The following is a 16,550-nucleotide window of genomic DNA, read 5'->3' as shown; positions in this document are numbered from 1 at the left end:
ATTGATGCGTCAATTCCTAATTCAATGCCTAATTGTTTGTGCCGGTTTTCTATCTGGCCCCAGCCTTGCTCAGCTACCACCCAGTAAAGCGCAAGGAAATATCACATTCATTACGGGCGGTATTGGTAGTGATGAGTCGAGTGCCATCTTTGCAGCCGCTAAAAAGTGGCCATTACTCATAGAGATGTCGGAGATTGATAGTAGTGGGCGCGGTGTTTGGATTGCGGGTGTCGATATTCGTGTGCTCAACGACAAACAACAAATTCTTTTAGAGACCGTATGCGATGGCCCCTTGATGCTTCTTCATGCACCTTCAGGTCAATATACGCTTGAGGCAAGCTATCAAGGCAGGTTACTAAAGCGAGGTATCGTCCTTAAAGAGGGAGACCCGCAAAAGCTAACCTTGTTCTGGCGCCCTTAAGTAGATCCCAAAATCGGTGGCAGCAGTTTGGTGAGATTAGCGCGCTGACTCGTTGCTGAGCCTGCTAGGGCAAAGCCAATCAGTTCAGACCGATCGTTATGAAAGAGTCCTTCAATTCCATCCTCTAACTCGTTGATCGACCACGAGCCAGTGCTTCCGATCGGCGGCGGGGACACAATTAAAGGGAGTGCGGGTGTTTTAATCATCACCGGCATCGCTGGATAGGCGAGTGAAGCTTCTTGCCCAGCCAAAACCGTCGCCAAGGTACGCGCTGCTTGCATGATTGGCATCACATATGGGAGCACATGACCCTCTACCTCTGCGCAATCGCCTAGGCTATAAATATTCTGCAGATTAGTTTTTAGCTGGCGATTGACAACAATTCCTCGATTGGTAGTAATGCTTGCTTCTTTCGCCAATTGAATTCTCGGGGCTAGCCCCAAAGCCGATAACACCAAATCAGCTTGGATTACTTCGCCATTCGTTAAGATGACTTGAAGTTGATCGCCATCATGAGATACCGATTGAATACTGACTCCCAAATGCCACAAGACACCAAGACTTGATAAGCGCTGTTCAAGTGCTTGCGCAATCGGTTTAGGTAATAGACGACTGAGGGCTTGATCAGCAAGATCAATGAGCTCTACGTGATAGCCACCACTTGCTAAATCATTTGCAAACTCACAGCCAATTAAACCTGCACCAAGAATGACCACTTTTTTCTTGCCATCAAGTTGCTTACGAAAACGAGCGTAATCCTGAAGATCATTGACCGTTTGAACTTCATGACTAGCATTTCCATTCATCGGAATGCGAATTTGATCAGCGCCCAGAGCTAAAACCAATTGACTGTATTCAATATCAAAGGATTGCCCATTATTTGACATCACAGAAATTTTTTGATGTGCCGGATCAATCTGCTTAACTGTTGTATGGGTATGAATGACAAGATTGAATTGCTCAGCCATTTTGGTTGCCGGGCTCGTGACGAGTTGCTCGGCAGATTTTTGACCAGCAATCGCAGTGGATAACATCGGCTTGGAATAAAAATCACCGGCTTCCTGAGTCACTAGGGTGATGGGGTGCTCTGCATTGATCTTGCGATACTCACGAATGAGGGTGTAGGCTGCTAGGCCGCTACCAATAATGCAAATGGGTTGCGCTGGATTTGACATAGGGTTTTAATGCTTTCGAAAGCGAGCGGTTAGTTCTTTCAAAAAAATCCATAGAGCAGGTAGACCAGGAATAATGATCATTGCTAATGCGACGATCGAAAAATTACTTTTTACCCATGGATGCTCGCCAATCAAATAGCCTAGCCCCGTTAAGCTACAGACCCAAATGATGCCCCCAATGATGTTATAGAAAACAAATACGGGATAGCGCATTTGGGCTACACCGGCCACAAAGGGAGCAAAGGTTCTGACAAACGGTAGAAAGCGACCGATCACGATCGTGATGGGTCCATATTTTTCATAAAAGGCATGCGCTTCGTCAAACGCTTTTTTATTAAACCATCGTGAGTTTTCCCACGAGAAGACTTTATTACCGACAAATCGCCCAACCGAATAATTGACAGCATCGCCCAAAATGGCGGCACTGGTAAGTAAGATCATGAGAACTGGCAAACTCAAATCACCTGCAGCAGTGAGTGCTCCGGCAACAAATAATAAGGAGTCGCCGGGGAGGAATGGCATGACAACTAAGCCAGTTTCAATAAAAATAATTGCAAAAAGGAGAACATAAATCCAGGTACCCCACTCACTGGCAATCAGCGCAAGGTTTTTATCTAGATTGAGAAATAAATCGATGAGGTAGGAAAAGTCCAAGATCAGCCTTTATGTGTTGCTGCGATTGTAATGATATTGGGGAGAGCTTAAAAAGCTCTAGAATGACGGCATGCAATATATTGTCATCGCTATCCAAGTCGCCCTCGTGCTTTGGCTGATTTTTAATCTTTATCAGTTTGGAGTCGCTTATCGTGATTGGCGAAATGACCCCAATCCTGATTCCACATTTTTAGCCTTTTTGCTCGAACGCCTTGGTGCCCTGGGGAAAACCTTTGTTCAGACTTTTGTATACGCCACGCTGGCAATTGGGGTGGGCTACTTAATTTATGAATTTATTGCGGTGTTGATTGACTAGTATCCAGATAATTTAGGATTCCATTGAGATTAGAGCCTGAGTATTTTGGCTTTTTACCAATTTCTTCAAACGGAAATTGATAGCGATTGACCCAATAGGTATCAAAGCCAAACCAATTAGCACCAATGATGTCCCAGGCATTACACGACACAAATAAGATTTGATCTTTTGGGATTGGGTAATGATTCAGAACCAATTGGTAACTACTGGGGGTAATTTTGAATTGATGGGCCTCCTCAATCGATATCACTCGGTCAAGGAATTGATCCAAGCCACTTGACTGGTTTGCCCAAGATAGCATCTGATGATTCCCGTTTGAGAGAACGCACGTTTTAATACCCGTAGCTTTTATCTTTTCGAGAACCGCAGCAGACTCTGGAAAGGAATCAAGTTGAGCGTATTGCTTCAGAAGAGCAGATTCGTTTTCTGGGCTCAGGTCAAGTTTTAATTGGGCACAAGAAAAATGCAAGGCCGCAATTGTCAGATCCCAAAAGGATTGATAATGTTGACTACCCAACGGATTGGGGTCTGCTAATGAAATGAGGCGCGTGTATTCAAGTTGTTTATCGCGCCATAGCAGTGAGAGTGCTTTGCCTTGACCTGGAAATAGCTTTTCAGCAAGTGTGCCGATGGAATACACATCAAATAAGGTTCCATAGGCATCAAATGCAATTAGCTGATATCGCATCTTAAATAAAGCGGAAGGCGATAATCGCGACCAGGGTTGGCGGTAGCGCTGCAATAAATAGGTAGAGAGCACTAATTGCGCCATCTTCAAAACTGGGGCGCAAAATGGAGTACCCAGCTGGATTAGGAGCATTTGCGATCACGGTTAAGCCTCCGCCCGTAACTGCACCAGCTACCAAGGCATACTTAAACTCATCAGACAGACCATCTACCAATGATCCAAGATAGGTCAGGGCCGCATTATCGGTAATAGCCGTGAGAGCGGTTGCACCGTAGTAGACCGTATCAGCATCTAAATTAGCTAGTAGGGGCTGTAACCACCATTTTTGCTGCCCCCCAAGAACCACGAGGCCTGCCAAGAAAAACGCCACCATCAAACTCTCTCTGAAAATAAGTTTGTTTTGATAGCGAGCGTACGCTGTGGTGTAGCCAATAAAGAAGAGAAAAAGACCCATGAAAATAACCGAGTGATGAACGAAGACAACTACACCCAGTAAAAAGAGAAGATGGATGAGAATGACGCTAAAGGGAATCCGATCAACTCCCTTGCCAGAGGGATTTGTCTCAATTTGTTCTAGCTGACGATAAAACAGGAGGCAAACAATCGTTGAATTGACAGCAACGGCTAGAGAAGATCGCCATCCAAATTCGTGAAGCATAAAAACAATATCCCAATTCCATTTGGCAGCAACCATCAAGATTGGAGGAGCGGCATAGGGAGTTAAGGTGCCGCCAATCGAAATATTGACAAATAAAACCCCTAAAGCGGCATACATTAATTTTGGGGATATCTTTTTGGAAAAGTAGTGATCCCTTAGTAATAAAGCGGCAACCGTCATTGCTGCTGGTTCAGTAATAAAAGAGCCCAAGAGAGGAACTAGGGTCAGGGTGACCCAAAAGAAAGAAACCGATTTCTTGATTGGGATTAGTGCCGCAACGCGCGTTACTAGAAACAAGCAAAATTCCAAGACCGGTTTGCTGGCGGCAATCACCATGATCACAAAGACAAACAAAGGCTCCGTAAAGTTCAAACTCTCTAGGTATTGAATCGTTGCCTGATTGCCGGTATGAATGAAAAAGAAAGTAACGAGAACCATGGCCCAAAAACCAAAGACTGCCTCCACTTCGCCCAACAAATGCCAAACCCCCGCATGATTCGGTTGCTTGTGTGCAAGATGCTCAAAAAATTTTGTTGAGAAGGTGTGAATGACTGCCAAAGCAAAAATTGTTGTACTAACAATATTGATTAGGGTTGGCGCCGTCGACATAGTTGTTTCCTAGTAGTTGACTAAAACAATCAGTAATACCCGCAATACCATCATTGTATTGATATCGAAATCCATAGTCATCATAATGAAATAACTCTTTATCGTTGATTTACATCGAGGAATCGAGATGATGGAATCTGGTGATCGTTTAAAAAAGCCTTCGATTTCGTATAGCCTGGTTCAGAATTTGCGTCAGCAGTTGATGCGCATTTTGCCTTTTTCGCAGATGGCCGAAGAAGACGTTGATTTTTTTGTTCGCTACTCGGTGGAATCGTACTTTGCCCCACAGGAGGTCATTCTTTCGCCTGCCGATGGCGTTCCGAAAGCCCTGTACTTAATACGGCAAGGACGGGTATCCGGTCGGCGTTTGATACCTGGCTTTGAGGAAACGGGATTTGAATTAGATCCTGGCGATATATTGGCAGTCAGTGCATGCTATGCCGGGCTTCCAACAACCGTGAAGTATGTAGCGGTCGATGATTGTTTTTGTTTGGCATTGCCATTGGAACGGATGCACGAACTGGCAAGCCAATCGAAGCCATTTGGTGATTTTCTAAACAATCGCATTCTCAAGCTGCTTGAGGAATCCAGAGCAGCACTCAGAAATACATTTGCATCTAAGGCCTTAACCGAGCAGTCCCTCGAGAGTCCATTGCGCGATCTTCCTTTAAAAAAGCCAATCGCTGTTAGTCCAAATACTTCTTTGCAAGATGCGTTGCAGTTGATCCATGACAAAAAGGTAGGCTCTGTTTTAGTAGTAGATGATGGCGGGAACATTGTTGGCATCTTGACCCGTTACGATGTCTTAAGTCGCGTGACACTTGCTCAAGTTCCCTTAACTACACCGATTGAACAGGTCATGTCGCGATCCGTTAAAACTCTGTCGATTGACGATACTGCGGAGACTGCTGGTCTTACGATGTCGCGTTATCACATTCGCCATTTACCAGTGTTACGGGGCAAGGAACTGGTCGGAATCATTTCTGAACGCGATTTATTCTCTTTGCAACGTTTATCGCTGAACAATATTAGCAGTGCGATTCGGTCGGCTGAGGACGTGGACAGTCTAAAAGAGTGTGCAAACAATATTCGTAAATTTGCTCGTAATCTTTTAGGTCAGGGGGTGCAGGCAAGGCAATTAACCGCCCTTATTAGTCATCTCAATGATGTGCTGACCGCACAACTCATCACTCTCTTTGCTAAACAGCATGATTTGAATTTAGAGAGTTTTGCCTGGATCTCGCTTGGTTCGGAGGGGCGCAGTGAGCAAACGATTGCCACTGATCAAGACAATGCGTTGATTTATATGGATAGTGAGACTTCTAAAAAGAATCACTATTTAGCTTTTGCGAACGATGTCAATCAGGCGCTTGATGCATGCGGGTATCCCTTGTGCAAGGGAAATATTATGGCAAGTAACCCAGAGCTTTGCATCAGTCAACAAGAGTGGCTAGAGCGTTTTGCACGCTGGATTGAGCAGGGTAATCCAGAGGATCTTCTCAATGCCAGCATCTTCTTTGACTTTAGAGCGCTTGCAGGGAATGAGTCTTTGCTGGAGCCATTGCGCGAGTATGTTGTAAAGCGCGCTGAGGCTACACCACGATTTATCAAATTACTCGTTGAAAACTCATTGAAATGGAAAGTGCCATTCAATTGGTTTGGTAGTTTAGAAACCAAAGACCTCGATGGTAAGCAAATCATCGATATCAAACTACAGGGTACCGCAATCGTGGTTGACTGTGCCCGTATTTATTCGCTAGCGAATGGTATTAGTGCTGTGAATACGCGTGAGCGATTAGCGGCGATTGGCCGTGCATTAAACCTGGATGGGGCCGAAAGTCTTGCATGGATTGCTGCGTTTGAGTATTTGCAGACCTTACGGCTTGCTGCGCAAATTGATGGCCATGCGATTGGTGGCAATCCCAATGCGGTCGATGTTGATAAATTGAATGCTGTCGATAAGACAATTTTGCGGGAGTCGCTCTCCGAGGTCCGTAATCTGCAGCAACGACTTGAACTCGATTATGTTCGCTAATCTATTAGCCCGTTTTGGAATTAGCCAATCCAGAATTGAACCCAGTCGTTGGGTTGTGTTGGATGTAGAGACAACGGGTTTGGATCCTAGTCGTGATCGCTTGCTTGCGATCGCAGCTATTGCGATTGAGGTTGGACCGGGATTCACAAAACCCACGATTGTGATTGGGGATAGTTTTGAAGCGGTCTTAAAACAAGATTTAGCGTCCGATAAAGACAATATTTTGGTTCACCATATTGGCGTCGGTGCACAAACTGCCGGAAGACCACCGGTTGAAGTGTTGGAGGAGTTTCGACAATGGGTGGGAAGCTCTCCCTTACTCGCATTTCATGCTCCTTTTGATCAGGGCATGATTACCCGCGCTTACAAACGATTTGGCCTATCACCGCTAGCAAATGATTGGATTGATATTGAACCGTTGGCTGCAGTATCAGGCATACATCCTAAAGCACGAGCCTTAGATGACTGGTTGCAGCTCTTTGGTATTGAATGCAGCGTTCGCCATCAGGCTGCAGCGGACACGCTTGCCACATGTGAATTGCTTTTATGTCTTTGGAATTCAATTCGGAAAGAGGCAAAGAGCCTTGCTGAGCTTAAAAACCTATCTAAAGCGGGAGCCTGGATCCCCAGAGCGTAAATTAAACTTTACAAATTAAGGGTAAGCCCTTAATACTTAGCCAAGTATTTTTAAATTACTAGGGAAATCACTGATTTGGGCATTTTTGTGACCCAACCATAATCCCCATTGGCATTTTTTCAATTCCCAAAAGGCTTCTGTGCTTTTATTCCTTAATATCGCTCAATTACTTTTGTATATCGGCGGACTTGCTTTAATGGGCCAGGGATTGCTATTTGTTCTGTCCGGGCAAAAGCGCGATACGAATTTGTTTTATCAATTGTTTCAAATTGTTAACAAGCCCTGGACAAGTGTAGCCCGTTTTATTTCTCCAAAACAAATTGCCGATCATCAAATTCCATTTGTTGCCTTTTGTATTGTTGCGGTCTTGTACATAGCAGTCACCCTTGCCAAGATTGAGCATTGTGTGAGCATCGGAATCGAGTTATGTCAGTAAAGCTAGACCTTCGTTGGCACCTCTTTAAACTTTATGCTTCGGCATTCATTGTTTTGGGTCTTCGGCACAAGGCAATTGCGACCTTCGAAGAGATGTTGCATCAATATCCAAACGATCCGTATGTTCTTTCCAGTCTTGCTTATTTGAAGACCCAAGAGGGTGATAAACAAGGCGCTATCGAGATGTATAAAAAAGTGGTGCAGCGTTCTGATGCTCCAGCTTACTCTTGGTATAACCTCGGTTTTTTGCAAGAAGAGACGGGACAGGTCGAAGATGCCGAATTTAGTTTTCGTAAGGCACTCAAGCTGGATGAAAAGTTAGACTTGGCCTGGTATGGATTAGGGCTAACCCTAATTCAACAGCGTCGTTTTGATGATGCAGTGAAGGCATTAAGAAAAAATACCCAACTTCAACCTATGAGTCCCTATGGTTGGTACCAATTAGCAAGGGTTTACGTGGATCGCCAAGAGCCCGAAGAAGCAGTAAAAATCATCAAGCATTTAAAGGAATTTGAGCCAAAATTTGCCAAACAGTTGGAACGGGAGACCGGTTTAACGGTTTAGCTCATGATGTTGTCGTACGAAGTTCGCAGTAGTTGTTTTTATTAACTTAAGGAGAAACTGTTATGCAATTAACAGAATCGCACAAACAATATTGGTCGAAGAACCTGCGAATAACAGCCATTCTGTTATTCATTTGGTTTTTTGTAACCTTTGTTGTTGGCTTTTACGCGCGAGATCTAAATTTTAATTTCTTTGGCTGGCCATTTAGTTTTTGGGTCGGCGCCCAAGGAGCATTAGTGATTTATGTTCTCATCATCGCTTATTACGCACATTACATGAATAATCTTGACAAAGAATATGACTGTGCTGAAGTGGAGGAGGATTAATCATGGCCGGAATGACACCTGACGCAGGCGGTGGTACTTTTGGCGGAGCTGGCCAAAGTAACGCAGCCTTTAAAAAACAACTCAATAAAGTTTACGGTTGGTATACCGGTGGCTTCGTATTGTTTGTAATAGTTCTCGCGATCCTCGAGCAAATGGGTATGGGCCGTGCCATGATTGGTTACGTATTTTTAGGCGCTACTGTATTGCTCTATGCTGGTATCGGAGTAATGAGTCGTACCAATGATGCTGCCGAATACTATGTGGCAGGACGACGTGTTCCTGCTGTGTATAACGGCATGGCAACAGGCGCCGACTGGATGTCTGCGGCCTCCTTTATCGGAATGGCAGGTACTTTGTACCTTACCGGTTATGGCGGTCTTGCGTTCATCATGGGTGGGACGGGTGGATATTGCTTAGTGGCATTATTTCTTGCTCCGTATCTTCGTAAATTCGGTCAGTTCACGATCCCAGACTTTTTGGGCGCGCGCTATGACGGTAATTTGCCACGTTTACTCGGTATCTTGGCTGCGATTTTGTGCTCGTTCACATACGTCGTTGCACAGATTTACGGTGTTGGTTTGATTACGACTCGTCTAGCCGGCGTACCCTTTGAGATCGGTATCTTCTTAGGACTTGCTGGTATCTTGGTTTGCTCCTTCTTGGGCGGTATGCGTGCGGTAACTTGGACACAGGTTGCGCAATACATCATTTTGATTATTGCTTACATGATTCCTGTGGTTTGGTTATCCGTGAAGCAGACAAACTTCCCTATCCCTCAGTTGGTTTATGGTCAACAGTTGGAAAAGGTAACAGCTAAAGAAGCAGAGCTGATTAAGGATCCAAAAGAGCTTGAAGTTCGTGCGATATTCAAAGCACGTGCGGACGCCCTTTCTGAGAAATTAAAAGATGTTCCTGCTGCACTAGCTGCTGATAAAGCGGCTGCAGAGAAGAAAGTGGCTGATTTGAAGGCTGCGAATGCTCCTGCAGATGAAATTGCTGCTGCTGAAAAAGCCTTGGCTGCCGTTCCAAAAGATGCGGAAGCTGCAAAGAAAGCTTGGACAGCTCAAAGAACTGGTGCAGATAATCGCTCCAAGCCGTTAGCCAATATGCCACGTCATGCTCAGCAGTTTGCAGGTGATCCGAATGGTGATGAAAAGGCACGAGCAGCATTTGATACATCGCGCCGTAACTTCTTAGCATTGATCTTCTGCTTGATGGTTGGTACAGCTGCCTTGCCACATATTCTGATGCGTTATTACACGACCCCGTCGGTAAAACAAGCGCGTGAATCTGTGACCTGGTCATTGTTCTTTATCTTCCTGTTGTACTTCACTGCTCCTGCTTTGGCAGTTTTGGTGAAATACGAGGTCTTTACGGTCTTGGTAGGAACGCCGTTTGATAAGCTACCCGCTTGGATTTCTGCGTGGGCAAAAGTCGATCCAGCGCTTCTGTCGGTAGTGGATATCAATAAGGACGGTATCTTCCAATTGGCTGAGATGACCATTGGCGGTGACATCATTGTGTTGGCAACCCCAGAAATTGGAGGCCTGCCCTACGTGATTTCCGGTATGGTGGCAGCGGGTGGTTTGGCTGCTGCGCTGTCAACTGCTGATGGCTTGCTATTGACCATCGCTAACGCTTTGTCGCATGACTTGTACTACAAGATGATCGATCCTAATGCGCCAGCGGCACGTCGCGTATTAATTTCGAAAATCCTGTTGCTTGTTGTGGCACTTGCAGCGGCATATGTGGCCGCTCAAAAACCTGCTGACATTTTGTTCTTAGTGGGTGCCGCGTTCTCCTTTGCTGCTGCTGCATTCTTCCCTGCCTTGGTACTTGGGATTTTTTGGAAGCGTGCTACAAAAGCAGGCGCTTGCGTTGGTATGATTCTGGGGCTTGGTATTACCATGTACTACATGATCATGACCCAGCCATGGCTGCGCGGTGTGTTTAATGTCACATCTCCGGTAGAGCTCTGGTATGGAATTGCACCAATTTCTGCCGGTGTGTTCGGAGTGCCTCTTGGATTTGCAGCAATTATCTTGGTGAGTTTGGTAACCCCAGCCCCACGCAAAGATATTCAAGAGTTGGTTGATCACGTACGTTACCCAACGCTTCGTGGTGATACGCTCAATACTGAAGCAACCTAATCTAGCGTTTAGGACTAAAAACCCGCTCTTCGGAGCGGGTTTTTTTATTCCTCCTTGTGAAAAATTGGGTTTGTGCAAGGGTCACAAAACTCCTCTATGCTAAGTGGCATGAATTGGACCTCTATTCGAATCGCTTGTTTATTGCTTGCTCTTTTGGGGCCTAGTTGGGTAACTGCGAATGCCTCAGGCGGCAAATCACCGGTTTATCGCTACATTGAGAGCGCTAGCCTGCAAGGTCAGGGAAGACTCACATTTTGGGGTTTTGACGTCTACGACGCTCGCTATTACGTAGCTGATCCAAAAGGTCAAAACGGATTTGCTCTCGAAATTCATTACATTCGATCGTTTAAGGGCGCTGATCTCGCTAAGCGCACGATCGATGAAATGACTCGCTTAGGCGTTTCTGAAAAGCAGCGAATGATTTGGTTGCAAAGTCTTGAGAAAATTTTTCCAGATATTGCTTCGGGGGACACCTTGATTGGTATTCACTTGCCCGATCGGGGTACTTTGTTTTTACACAACGGCAAACCCGTTGGTGATGTTCCTGGCGACGCATTTGCGAAAGCCTTTTTTGGCATCTGGCTTGATGAACGAACCAGTGCGCCAAGGTTACGCTCGGCGCTGATTGCCAGTCGTTGTCCACCCGCTCTGATTGCAGCAAACTGCCCTAATCCTTAATTTTTATTTGGTGCCCACTATGTTTACTAGACTCAAGCGTCTAACAACCATTTTTTTGCTTTCTCTCCTATCGTTAGGGGTAATGTCGTGCTCCAGTCCAAGCGTGCAAATGTATAGCAAGGAGCAGCCAAAGCTCGATTTAGCGACTTACTTTAACGGTGAAATTGATGCGTATGGCATCTTTACCGATCGAAGTGGCGAAGTCGTTAAGCGCTTTAAGGTTCTGATTAAAGCGAAATGGGAAATGAAAGATGGAAAGCGCGTCGGAACGTTAGACGAAGATTTTGTTTACTCCGATGGCACCAAGCAAAAGCGGATTTGGACGCTCACCGAGGTGGCCCCCGGCCGTTACAGTGGCACGGCCAGTGACGTGATTGGTGAAGCGGTGGGTGAATTAGCGGGTAATGCGCTCAACTGGCGCTACACCTTGGCTTTGCCAGTGGATGGGAAAATTTACCATGTGCAATTTAATGATTGGATGTATCTCATGGACGATAAGGTCATGCTCAATAAAGCTGAAATGAGTAAGTTCGGAATTTATTTGGGTGAAGTCACTTTAGCTTTCTATAAACGCTAGATTGATTATTGTGAATCTAGTCATTTCACGAGGTACTTGGCGCAAGATCTGGAATTTCGTTTTATTTCAGATTGGTTGGTTTGCTTGCATCTTAGGTGCTGCTCATCATCAAATTGGGTTGGCTCTCGCCATCTCGCTTATTTGCATCGGAATTTATCTCTGGTTGCATCAGAATGCCCGCGGCGAACATGAACTACTTCTGAAGGTATTTATTTATGGCCTGATTGCGGACACGATTTTGGTTCAGCTGGGGTGGATTCGGTTTGAGTCGGACTTTCCATTTGCTGCCATTTCACCGGTCTGGATGTGGGCACTATGGCTGGTCTTTGCGACCACTCTGAAAGAGTCGATGGCTTGGTTGCAGGGTAAAAATGGTTTAGCTGCCGTTTTGGGGGCTATTGCGGGACCGCTGTGTTACGAAGCGGGGGTGCGCCTTGGTGCCGCCTCCTGGCCAAGCTCAGACGATCAAATTTTTGCATTGATTTACTTGGCGGTGGTTTGGGCCATTGCAATGCCAGTATTTCTATTTTTTGCGAAAGAAAAAAATTAATCGATATAAATCAATTAATTATATGTAAATAAGCACTTACTTATTTAAATATCAAGCAAATCCCACAAATAAATCAAACTACCCCACTTGCAAACAATACTGTTTTTATATACAGTAAGCATACAGTATGAAATAAAGTAATTATTCGAGCAAAACCGAACCAAAATTAAGAAAAGGATGGCCATGGACGACAAGAAAAAATCAGCCTCATCAGAGTTTGCAGGGATGAGCGGTGAGAAGCAAAAAGCACTAACGGCCGCCTTGGCCCAAATTGAGAAGCAGTTTGGTAAGGGCTCGATTATGCGTCTTGGCGACGCAGAGATTAACCAAGATATTCAAGTGGTATCGAGTGGCTCCCTAGGCCTCGATATCGCCTTAGGCGTGGGCGGTCTCGCACGTGGCCGCGTGATCGAAATCTACGGTCCAGAGTCCTCCGGTAAAACCACATTAACCCTCCATGCTGTTGCTGAGATGCAAAAGCTTGGTGGCACCTGCGCATTTATTGATGCCGAACATGCGCTGGATGTGCAGTACGCCGCTAAGTTGGGCGTGGACGTCAATAATCTACTAATCTCTCAACCCGATACCGGTGAGCAGGCATTGGAAATTGCCGATGCGCTGGTGCGTTCAGGTTCAATTGATTTAATCGTGATCGACTCGGTCGCAGCCTTGGTTCCAAAGGCCGAGATTGAAGGTGATATGGGGGACTCATTACCAGGACTGCAGGCACGCCTGATGAGCCAAGCCTTACGTAAGTTAACTGGCACCATCAAGCGCACGAATTCGATGGTGATATTCATTAACCAAATTCGGATGAAGATTGGTGTGATGTTTGGCTCGCCAGAAACCACGACTGGCGGTAATGCACTTAAGTTCTATGCCTCGATGCGTCTTGATATTCGAAGGATTGGCAGCATCAAGAAGGGTGATGATGTGATCGGTAACGAGACCCGTGTGAAGGTCGTGAAGAACAAAGTGTCGCCACCGTTCCGCGAAGCAATCTTTGACATCATGTATGGCTCGGGCATCTCCCGTGAAGGCGAAATTATCGATATGGGCGTTGAGGCCGAGATCGTTGAAAAGTCAGGCGCTTGGTATAGCTATAACGGTGATCGCATCGGCCAAGGTAAAGATAATGTGCGCGAATTCTTAAAGGAGAATCCTGAGATCGCAAAGGAGATCGAGGCCAAGATTCGACAAAAGCTTGGTGTTAAGAGTGGCGGTACCCTCATTAGCGAAACCTTAGACGATGAGGAGATTGAATCAGCGAGCGCTTAATGCCAGATTTCGATCGCGTTCCTAAACAAAGCCCGAGTCTTAAAGCTCGGGCTTTGCGTCTTTTATCCCGACGTGAATACAGTCGTCATGAACTCGCTCAAAAGTTACAGCGCATAGGTAGTCAAACGGATAACAATCCGCCGGTCGATTTTGAGGAGCAAATTACTGCGATTTTGGATGACTTTGAGGCGAAAGGTTGGTTATCCGATGAACGGTATGCTCAGGCCCTTGTGCGACGGCGAAGTCAGCGCTACGGTTTGCGCCGCGTGGCCGATGAGTTACAGAGAGCGGGAATTGATCAAAATATGATTTCCAGTCTAAGTCATGAGTTAAGCTCTTCTGAATTTGAGCGCGCCCAGGCCTTGTGGGCACGTAAATTTGGTGAAATTTCCTCCGACCAAAAGGAGCGTGCCAAACAGTACCGATTCTTGGTTTCAAAAGGATTTAATCCAGAGCTCGTCAATCGACTTATTAGCGGCCGGACCCCCTCAAAATAGCCAATTTGGTGCAGTGAAAATGTTAGACTTATGGGTCTTTTGAGGGCGTATTAAGCCTTTTTTGCCTTGATTTGGGTCAATGACCCAGGGGCCTCATCAAGGAAAATAGCTTTTCACGCTGGCGTTGAAATTTAATCATTCCAGGAGTTGCTATGAAAATTCATGAGTACCAAGGCAAGGAGATTCTGCGCCAATTTAATGTACCGGTACCCAATGGTATTCCAGCGTTTAGTGTTGATGAGGCCATCGAAGCAGCAAAGAAGTTAGGTGGACCAGTTTGGGTTGTAAAGGCGCAAATTCATGCGGGCGGTCGCGGTAAAGGCGGTGGCGTGAAAGTAGCCAAAAGCATGGATGAGGTAAAACAATACGCCAGCGCAATTCTGGGCATGCAATTAAAGACCCATCAGACAGGGCCTGAAGGACAAAAAGTCCGTCGTTTACTCGTTGAGGACGGCGCTGATATTAAAAAAGAGTACTACCTCGGAATTTTGACCGATCGCGCCACTCAGAAAGTGGTGGTCATGGCCTCCAGTGAGGGCGGAATGGATATCGAAGAGGTCGCTGCAAAGACTCCTGAGAAAATCATCAAAGTGTTTGTTGATCCCTTAACTGGTTTAAGCGATGCGCAGTGCGATCAACTGAGTAAAGGTATTGGGGTTCCGGAAGGTTCGCAAGCCCAAGCGCGTGAGGTATTGAAGAATCTTTACAAAACCTACTGGGATACGGACGCATCTCTAGTCGAAATTAATCCACTCATTCTTGAGGGCAATGGCAAGATTAAGGCTCTCGATGCGAAATTTAACTTTGATTCAAATGCGCTTTATCGCCATCCTGAAATCGTGGCCTATCGTGATGTCGACGAAGAAGATGCTGCTGAGATTGAGGCATCTAAATTTGATCTCGCTTACATTTCCTTGGATGGCAATATTGGTTGCCTAGTAAATGGTGCGGGTCTGGCAATGGCCACGATGGATACCATCAAATTATTTGGTGGCCAGCCAGCCAACTTTTTGGATGTGGGCGGTGGCGCAACGGCAGAGAAAGTGACCGAAGCCTTCAAGATCATGCTCAAGAACAAGAGCGTGAAAGCCATTTTGGTCAATATTTTTGGCGGCATCATGCGTTGCGATGTGATTGCCGATGGCGTAGTGACAGCGTGTAAGGCAGTCAATTTATCAGTTCCTTTGGTGGTTCGGATGAAGGGTACCAATGAAGAGTTAGGCAAAAAGATTTTGGCCGACTCTGGGTTACCCATCATCAGCGCCGATTCAATGGCCGAAGCGGCAACGAAAGTTGTGGCAGCTGTTCAAGGCAAGTAAGCGACCAACTAATTTGAGGAATTCACAATGTCAATCTTGATTAATAAAAATACACGCGTCATCACCCAAGGGATTACCGGTAAGACCGGTCAGTTTCATACCGAGAAATGCCAGGAATACGCTAACGGTAAAAATTGTTTTGTGGCTGGTGTGAATCCCAAAAAAGCTGGCGAGTCAATTTTCGGGATTCCGATTTTCGGAACAGTTAAAGATGCAGCCAAGGAAACAGGTGCGACCGTTTCGGTTGTCTATGTACCACCGCCAGGGGCTGCTGCTGCAATTTGGGAAGCCGTTGAAGCAGATCTCGATTTAGTCATTTGCATCACCGAGGGAATTCCGGTTCGCGACATGCTTGAGGTTCGTAACAAGATGTTGCAAAAAGAAGCCAAGGGAGGCAAGAAAACTTTATTGTTGGGACCTAACTGCCCTGGTCTCATCACACCCGACGAAATTAAGATTGGCATCATGCCCGGTCATATTCACCGTAAGGGCCGTATTGGGGTTGTCAGTCGTTCTGGCACCTTAACGTATGAAGCCGTTGGTCAGTTATCGTCAATTGGCCTTGGGCAATCAACCGCAGTGGGTATCGGCGGCGATCCTATTAATGGCTTAAAGCACATCGACATCATGAAGATGTTTAACGAAGACCCCGAGACAGATGCGGTCATTATGATCGGCGAAATTGGTGGCCCCGATGAGGTTGAGGCAGCACGTTGGTGCAAGACCAATATGAAAAAGCCGGTTGTTGGATTTATTGCTGGCGTCACTGCCCCTCCAGGAAAAAGGATGGGTCATGCGGGCGCATTGATTTCCGGTGGTGCCGATACCGCGGATGCCAAATTAGCGGTGATGGAAGAGTGTGGCTTTAAGGTCACCAAAAACCCCTCTGAGATGGCGGCTTTACTAAAAGCAATGATTTAGTTTGTGAATTCAGTTGTAATGGCAGGCGATGTAGGAACAAAGTGTTTGGGTAAGTAGTTATA

The 16,550-nt window shown here is 45.9% G+C and carries 19 protein-coding genes; 15 read left to right on the top strand and 4 right to left on the bottom strand.

Annotated elements, in window-relative coordinates; all coding sequences use genetic code 11:
• The first annotated feature begins 4 nt into the window (after positions 1 to 4).
• Positions 5 to 421, top strand: coding sequence for a carboxypeptidase regulatory-like domain-containing protein (locus ICV32_RS08730; protein WP_215370092.1), 417 nt, complete (start codon positions 5 to 7; stop codon positions 419 to 421).
• Here ICV32_RS08730 and ICV32_RS08725 read toward each other — a convergent pair.
• Positions 418 to 1,596, bottom strand: a complete 1,179-nt coding sequence (locus ICV32_RS08725) for an FAD-dependent oxidoreductase (RefSeq protein WP_215370089.1) — start codon at positions 1,594 to 1,596, stop codon at positions 418 to 420. The two genes, ICV32_RS08730 and ICV32_RS08725, sit on opposite strands and share 4 nt — an antisense overlap.
• A gap of 6 nt (positions 1,597 to 1,602) precedes the next feature.
• Complete coding sequence (locus ICV32_RS08720; protein WP_371817055.1) at positions 1,603 to 2,250, bottom strand: VTT domain-containing protein; 648 nt, start codon at positions 2,248 to 2,250, stop codon at positions 1,603 to 1,605.
• Positions 2,251 to 2,320: 70 nt separating this feature from the next.
• Between ICV32_RS08720 and ICV32_RS08715 the strand changes: the two genes are divergently transcribed.
• Positions 2,321 to 2,566 carry a hypothetical protein gene (locus ICV32_RS08715; RefSeq protein WP_215370086.1) on the top strand — a complete coding sequence of 82 codons (246 nt, stop codon included), beginning with the start codon at positions 2,321 to 2,323 and terminating at the stop codon, positions 2,564 to 2,566.
• Here ICV32_RS08715 and ICV32_RS08710 read toward each other — a convergent pair.
• Entirely contained in the window at positions 2,544 to 3,254 is a 711-nt protein-coding gene (locus ICV32_RS08710) for a haloacid dehalogenase type II (protein ID WP_215370082.1), read from the bottom strand. The two genes, ICV32_RS08715 and ICV32_RS08710, sit on opposite strands and share 23 nt — an antisense overlap.
• A 1-nt stretch (position 3,255) precedes the next feature.
• On the bottom strand, positions 3,256 to 4,521 hold the full coding sequence (locus ICV32_RS08705) for a putative Na+/H+ antiporter (RefSeq protein WP_215370079.1): 1,266 nt from the start codon (positions 4,519 to 4,521) through the stop codon (positions 3,256 to 3,258).
• Between the two features lie 127 nt (positions 4,522 to 4,648).
• Here ICV32_RS08705 and ICV32_RS08700 point away from each other — a divergent pair, with 127 nt between their 5' ends.
• The 13 genes from ICV32_RS08700 (at position 4,649) to sucD (ending at position 16,488) form a co-directional block, all read left to right on the top strand.
• Positions 4,649 to 6,556: a DUF294 nucleotidyltransferase-like domain-containing protein gene (locus ICV32_RS08700; protein ID WP_215370077.1), complete on the top strand. Its 1,908-nt coding sequence runs from the start codon at positions 4,649 to 4,651 to the stop codon at positions 6,554 to 6,556.
• Positions 6,546 to 7,193: a 3'-5' exonuclease gene (locus ICV32_RS08695; protein WP_215370074.1), complete on the top strand. Its 648-nt coding sequence runs from the start codon at positions 6,546 to 6,548 to the stop codon at positions 7,191 to 7,193. Before ICV32_RS08700 ends, ICV32_RS08695 begins: the two co-directional genes overlap by 11 nt.
• Before the next feature lie 139 nt (positions 7,194 to 7,332).
• Positions 7,333 to 7,629, top strand: coding sequence for a hypothetical protein (locus ICV32_RS08690; protein WP_215370071.1), 297 nt, complete (start codon positions 7,333 to 7,335; stop codon positions 7,627 to 7,629).
• Positions 7,620 to 8,192 (top strand): tetratricopeptide repeat protein, encoded by a 573-nt coding sequence (locus ICV32_RS08685; protein ID WP_215370069.1) that lies wholly within the window; start codon positions 7,620 to 7,622, stop codon positions 8,190 to 8,192. The genes ICV32_RS08690 and ICV32_RS08685 overlap by 10 nt, the downstream gene beginning before the upstream one ends.
• Before the next feature lie 62 nt (positions 8,193 to 8,254).
• Positions 8,255 to 8,518 carry a DUF4212 domain-containing protein gene (locus ICV32_RS08680; RefSeq protein WP_215370066.1) on the top strand — a complete coding sequence of 88 codons (264 nt, stop codon included), beginning with the start codon at positions 8,255 to 8,257 and terminating at the stop codon, positions 8,516 to 8,518.
• A gap of 2 nt (positions 8,519 to 8,520) precedes the next feature.
• Positions 8,521 to 10,668, top strand: a complete 2,148-nt coding sequence (locus ICV32_RS08675; RefSeq protein ID WP_215370064.1) for a sodium:solute symporter family protein — start codon at positions 8,521 to 8,523, stop codon at positions 10,666 to 10,668.
• Between the two features lie 108 nt (positions 10,669 to 10,776).
• Positions 10,777 to 11,346, top strand: a complete 570-nt coding sequence (locus tag ICV32_RS08670) for a chalcone isomerase family protein (protein ID WP_215370061.1) — start codon at positions 10,777 to 10,779, stop codon at positions 11,344 to 11,346.
• Between the two features lie 82 nt (positions 11,347 to 11,428).
• Complete coding sequence (locus ICV32_RS08665) at positions 11,429 to 11,923, top strand: DUF3833 domain-containing protein (protein ID WP_251371843.1); 495 nt, start codon at positions 11,429 to 11,431, stop codon at positions 11,921 to 11,923.
• Positions 11,924 to 11,933: 10 nt separating this feature from the next.
• Positions 11,934 to 12,473 carry a DUF2878 domain-containing protein gene (locus ICV32_RS08660; protein WP_215370057.1) on the top strand — a complete coding sequence of 180 codons (540 nt, stop codon included), beginning with the start codon at positions 11,934 to 11,936 and terminating at the stop codon, positions 12,471 to 12,473.
• 183 nt (positions 12,474 to 12,656) lie between these two features.
• Positions 12,657 to 13,751, top strand: coding sequence for a recombinase RecA (recA, locus tag ICV32_RS08655; protein WP_234409737.1), 1,095 nt, complete (start codon positions 12,657 to 12,659; stop codon positions 13,749 to 13,751).
• Positions 13,751 to 14,248, top strand: a complete 498-nt coding sequence (gene recX / locus ICV32_RS08650) for a recombination regulator RecX (protein ID WP_215370056.1) — start codon at positions 13,751 to 13,753, stop codon at positions 14,246 to 14,248. The genes recA and recX overlap by 1 nt, the downstream gene beginning before the upstream one ends.
• A 152-nt stretch (positions 14,249 to 14,400) precedes the next feature.
• Positions 14,401 to 15,567 carry an ADP-forming succinate--CoA ligase subunit beta gene (gene sucC / locus ICV32_RS08645; RefSeq protein WP_215370055.1) on the top strand — a complete coding sequence of 389 codons (1,167 nt, stop codon included), beginning with the start codon at positions 14,401 to 14,403 and terminating at the stop codon, positions 15,565 to 15,567.
• Between the two features lie 27 nt (positions 15,568 to 15,594).
• Positions 15,595 to 16,488 (top strand): succinate--CoA ligase subunit alpha, encoded by an 894-nt coding sequence (gene sucD / locus ICV32_RS08640; RefSeq protein ID WP_215370053.1) that lies wholly within the window; start codon positions 15,595 to 15,597, stop codon positions 16,486 to 16,488.
• The last annotated feature ends 62 nt before the right edge of the window (positions 16,489 to 16,550 follow it).

Source organism: Polynucleobacter sp. MWH-UH24A, from assembly GCF_018687475.1.
GTDB lineage: Bacteria > Pseudomonadota > Gammaproteobacteria > Burkholderiales > Burkholderiaceae > Polynucleobacter.
Note: the sequence above shows the minus strand (reverse complement) of the source record. Positions and strands in the feature narration are given on the sequence as shown.

Excerpts from the sequence above, each read along its gene's own strand:
- ICV32_RS08730 (WP_215370092.1), top strand. The coding sequence starts at position 5 with ATGCGTCAATTCCTAATTCAATGCCTAATTGTTTGTGCCGGTTTTCTA.
- ICV32_RS08725 (WP_215370089.1), bottom strand. The coding sequence starts at position 1,596 with ATGTCAAATCCAGCGCAACCCATTTGCATTATTGGTAGCGGCCTAGCA.
- ICV32_RS08715 (WP_215370086.1), top strand. The coding sequence starts at position 2,321 with ATGCAATATATTGTCATCGCTATCCAAGTCGCCCTCGTGCTTTGGCTG.
- ICV32_RS08710 (WP_215370082.1), bottom strand. The coding sequence starts at position 3,254 with ATGCGATATCAGCTAATTGCATTTGATGCCTATGGAACCTTATTTGAT.
- ICV32_RS08705 (WP_215370079.1), bottom strand. The coding sequence starts at position 4,521 with ATGTCGACGGCGCCAACCCTAATCAATATTGTTAGTACAACAATTTTT.
- ICV32_RS08700 (WP_215370077.1), top strand. The coding sequence starts at position 4,649 with ATGATGGAATCTGGTGATCGTTTAAAAAAGCCTTCGATTTCGTATAGC.
- ICV32_RS08695 (WP_215370074.1), top strand. The coding sequence starts at position 6,546 with ATGTTCGCTAATCTATTAGCCCGTTTTGGAATTAGCCAATCCAGAATT.
- ICV32_RS08685 (WP_215370069.1), top strand. The coding sequence starts at position 7,620 with ATGTCAGTAAAGCTAGACCTTCGTTGGCACCTCTTTAAACTTTATGCT.
- ICV32_RS08680 (WP_215370066.1), top strand. The coding sequence starts at position 8,255 with ATGCAATTAACAGAATCGCACAAACAATATTGGTCGAAGAACCTGCGA.
- ICV32_RS08675 (WP_215370064.1), top strand. The coding sequence starts at position 8,521 with ATGGCCGGAATGACACCTGACGCAGGCGGTGGTACTTTTGGCGGAGCT.
- ICV32_RS08670 (WP_215370061.1), top strand. The coding sequence starts at position 10,777 with ATGAATTGGACCTCTATTCGAATCGCTTGTTTATTGCTTGCTCTTTTG.
- ICV32_RS08665 (WP_251371843.1), top strand. The coding sequence starts at position 11,429 with ATGTCGTGCTCCAGTCCAAGCGTGCAAATGTATAGCAAGGAGCAGCCA.
- recA (WP_234409737.1), top strand. The coding sequence starts at position 12,657 with ATGGACGACAAGAAAAAATCAGCCTCATCAGAGTTTGCAGGGATGAGC.
- recX (WP_215370056.1), top strand. The coding sequence starts at position 13,751 with ATGCCAGATTTCGATCGCGTTCCTAAACAAAGCCCGAGTCTTAAAGCT.
- sucC (WP_215370055.1), top strand. The coding sequence starts at position 14,401 with ATGAAAATTCATGAGTACCAAGGCAAGGAGATTCTGCGCCAATTTAAT.
- sucD (WP_215370053.1), top strand. The coding sequence starts at position 15,595 with ATGTCAATCTTGATTAATAAAAATACACGCGTCATCACCCAAGGGATT.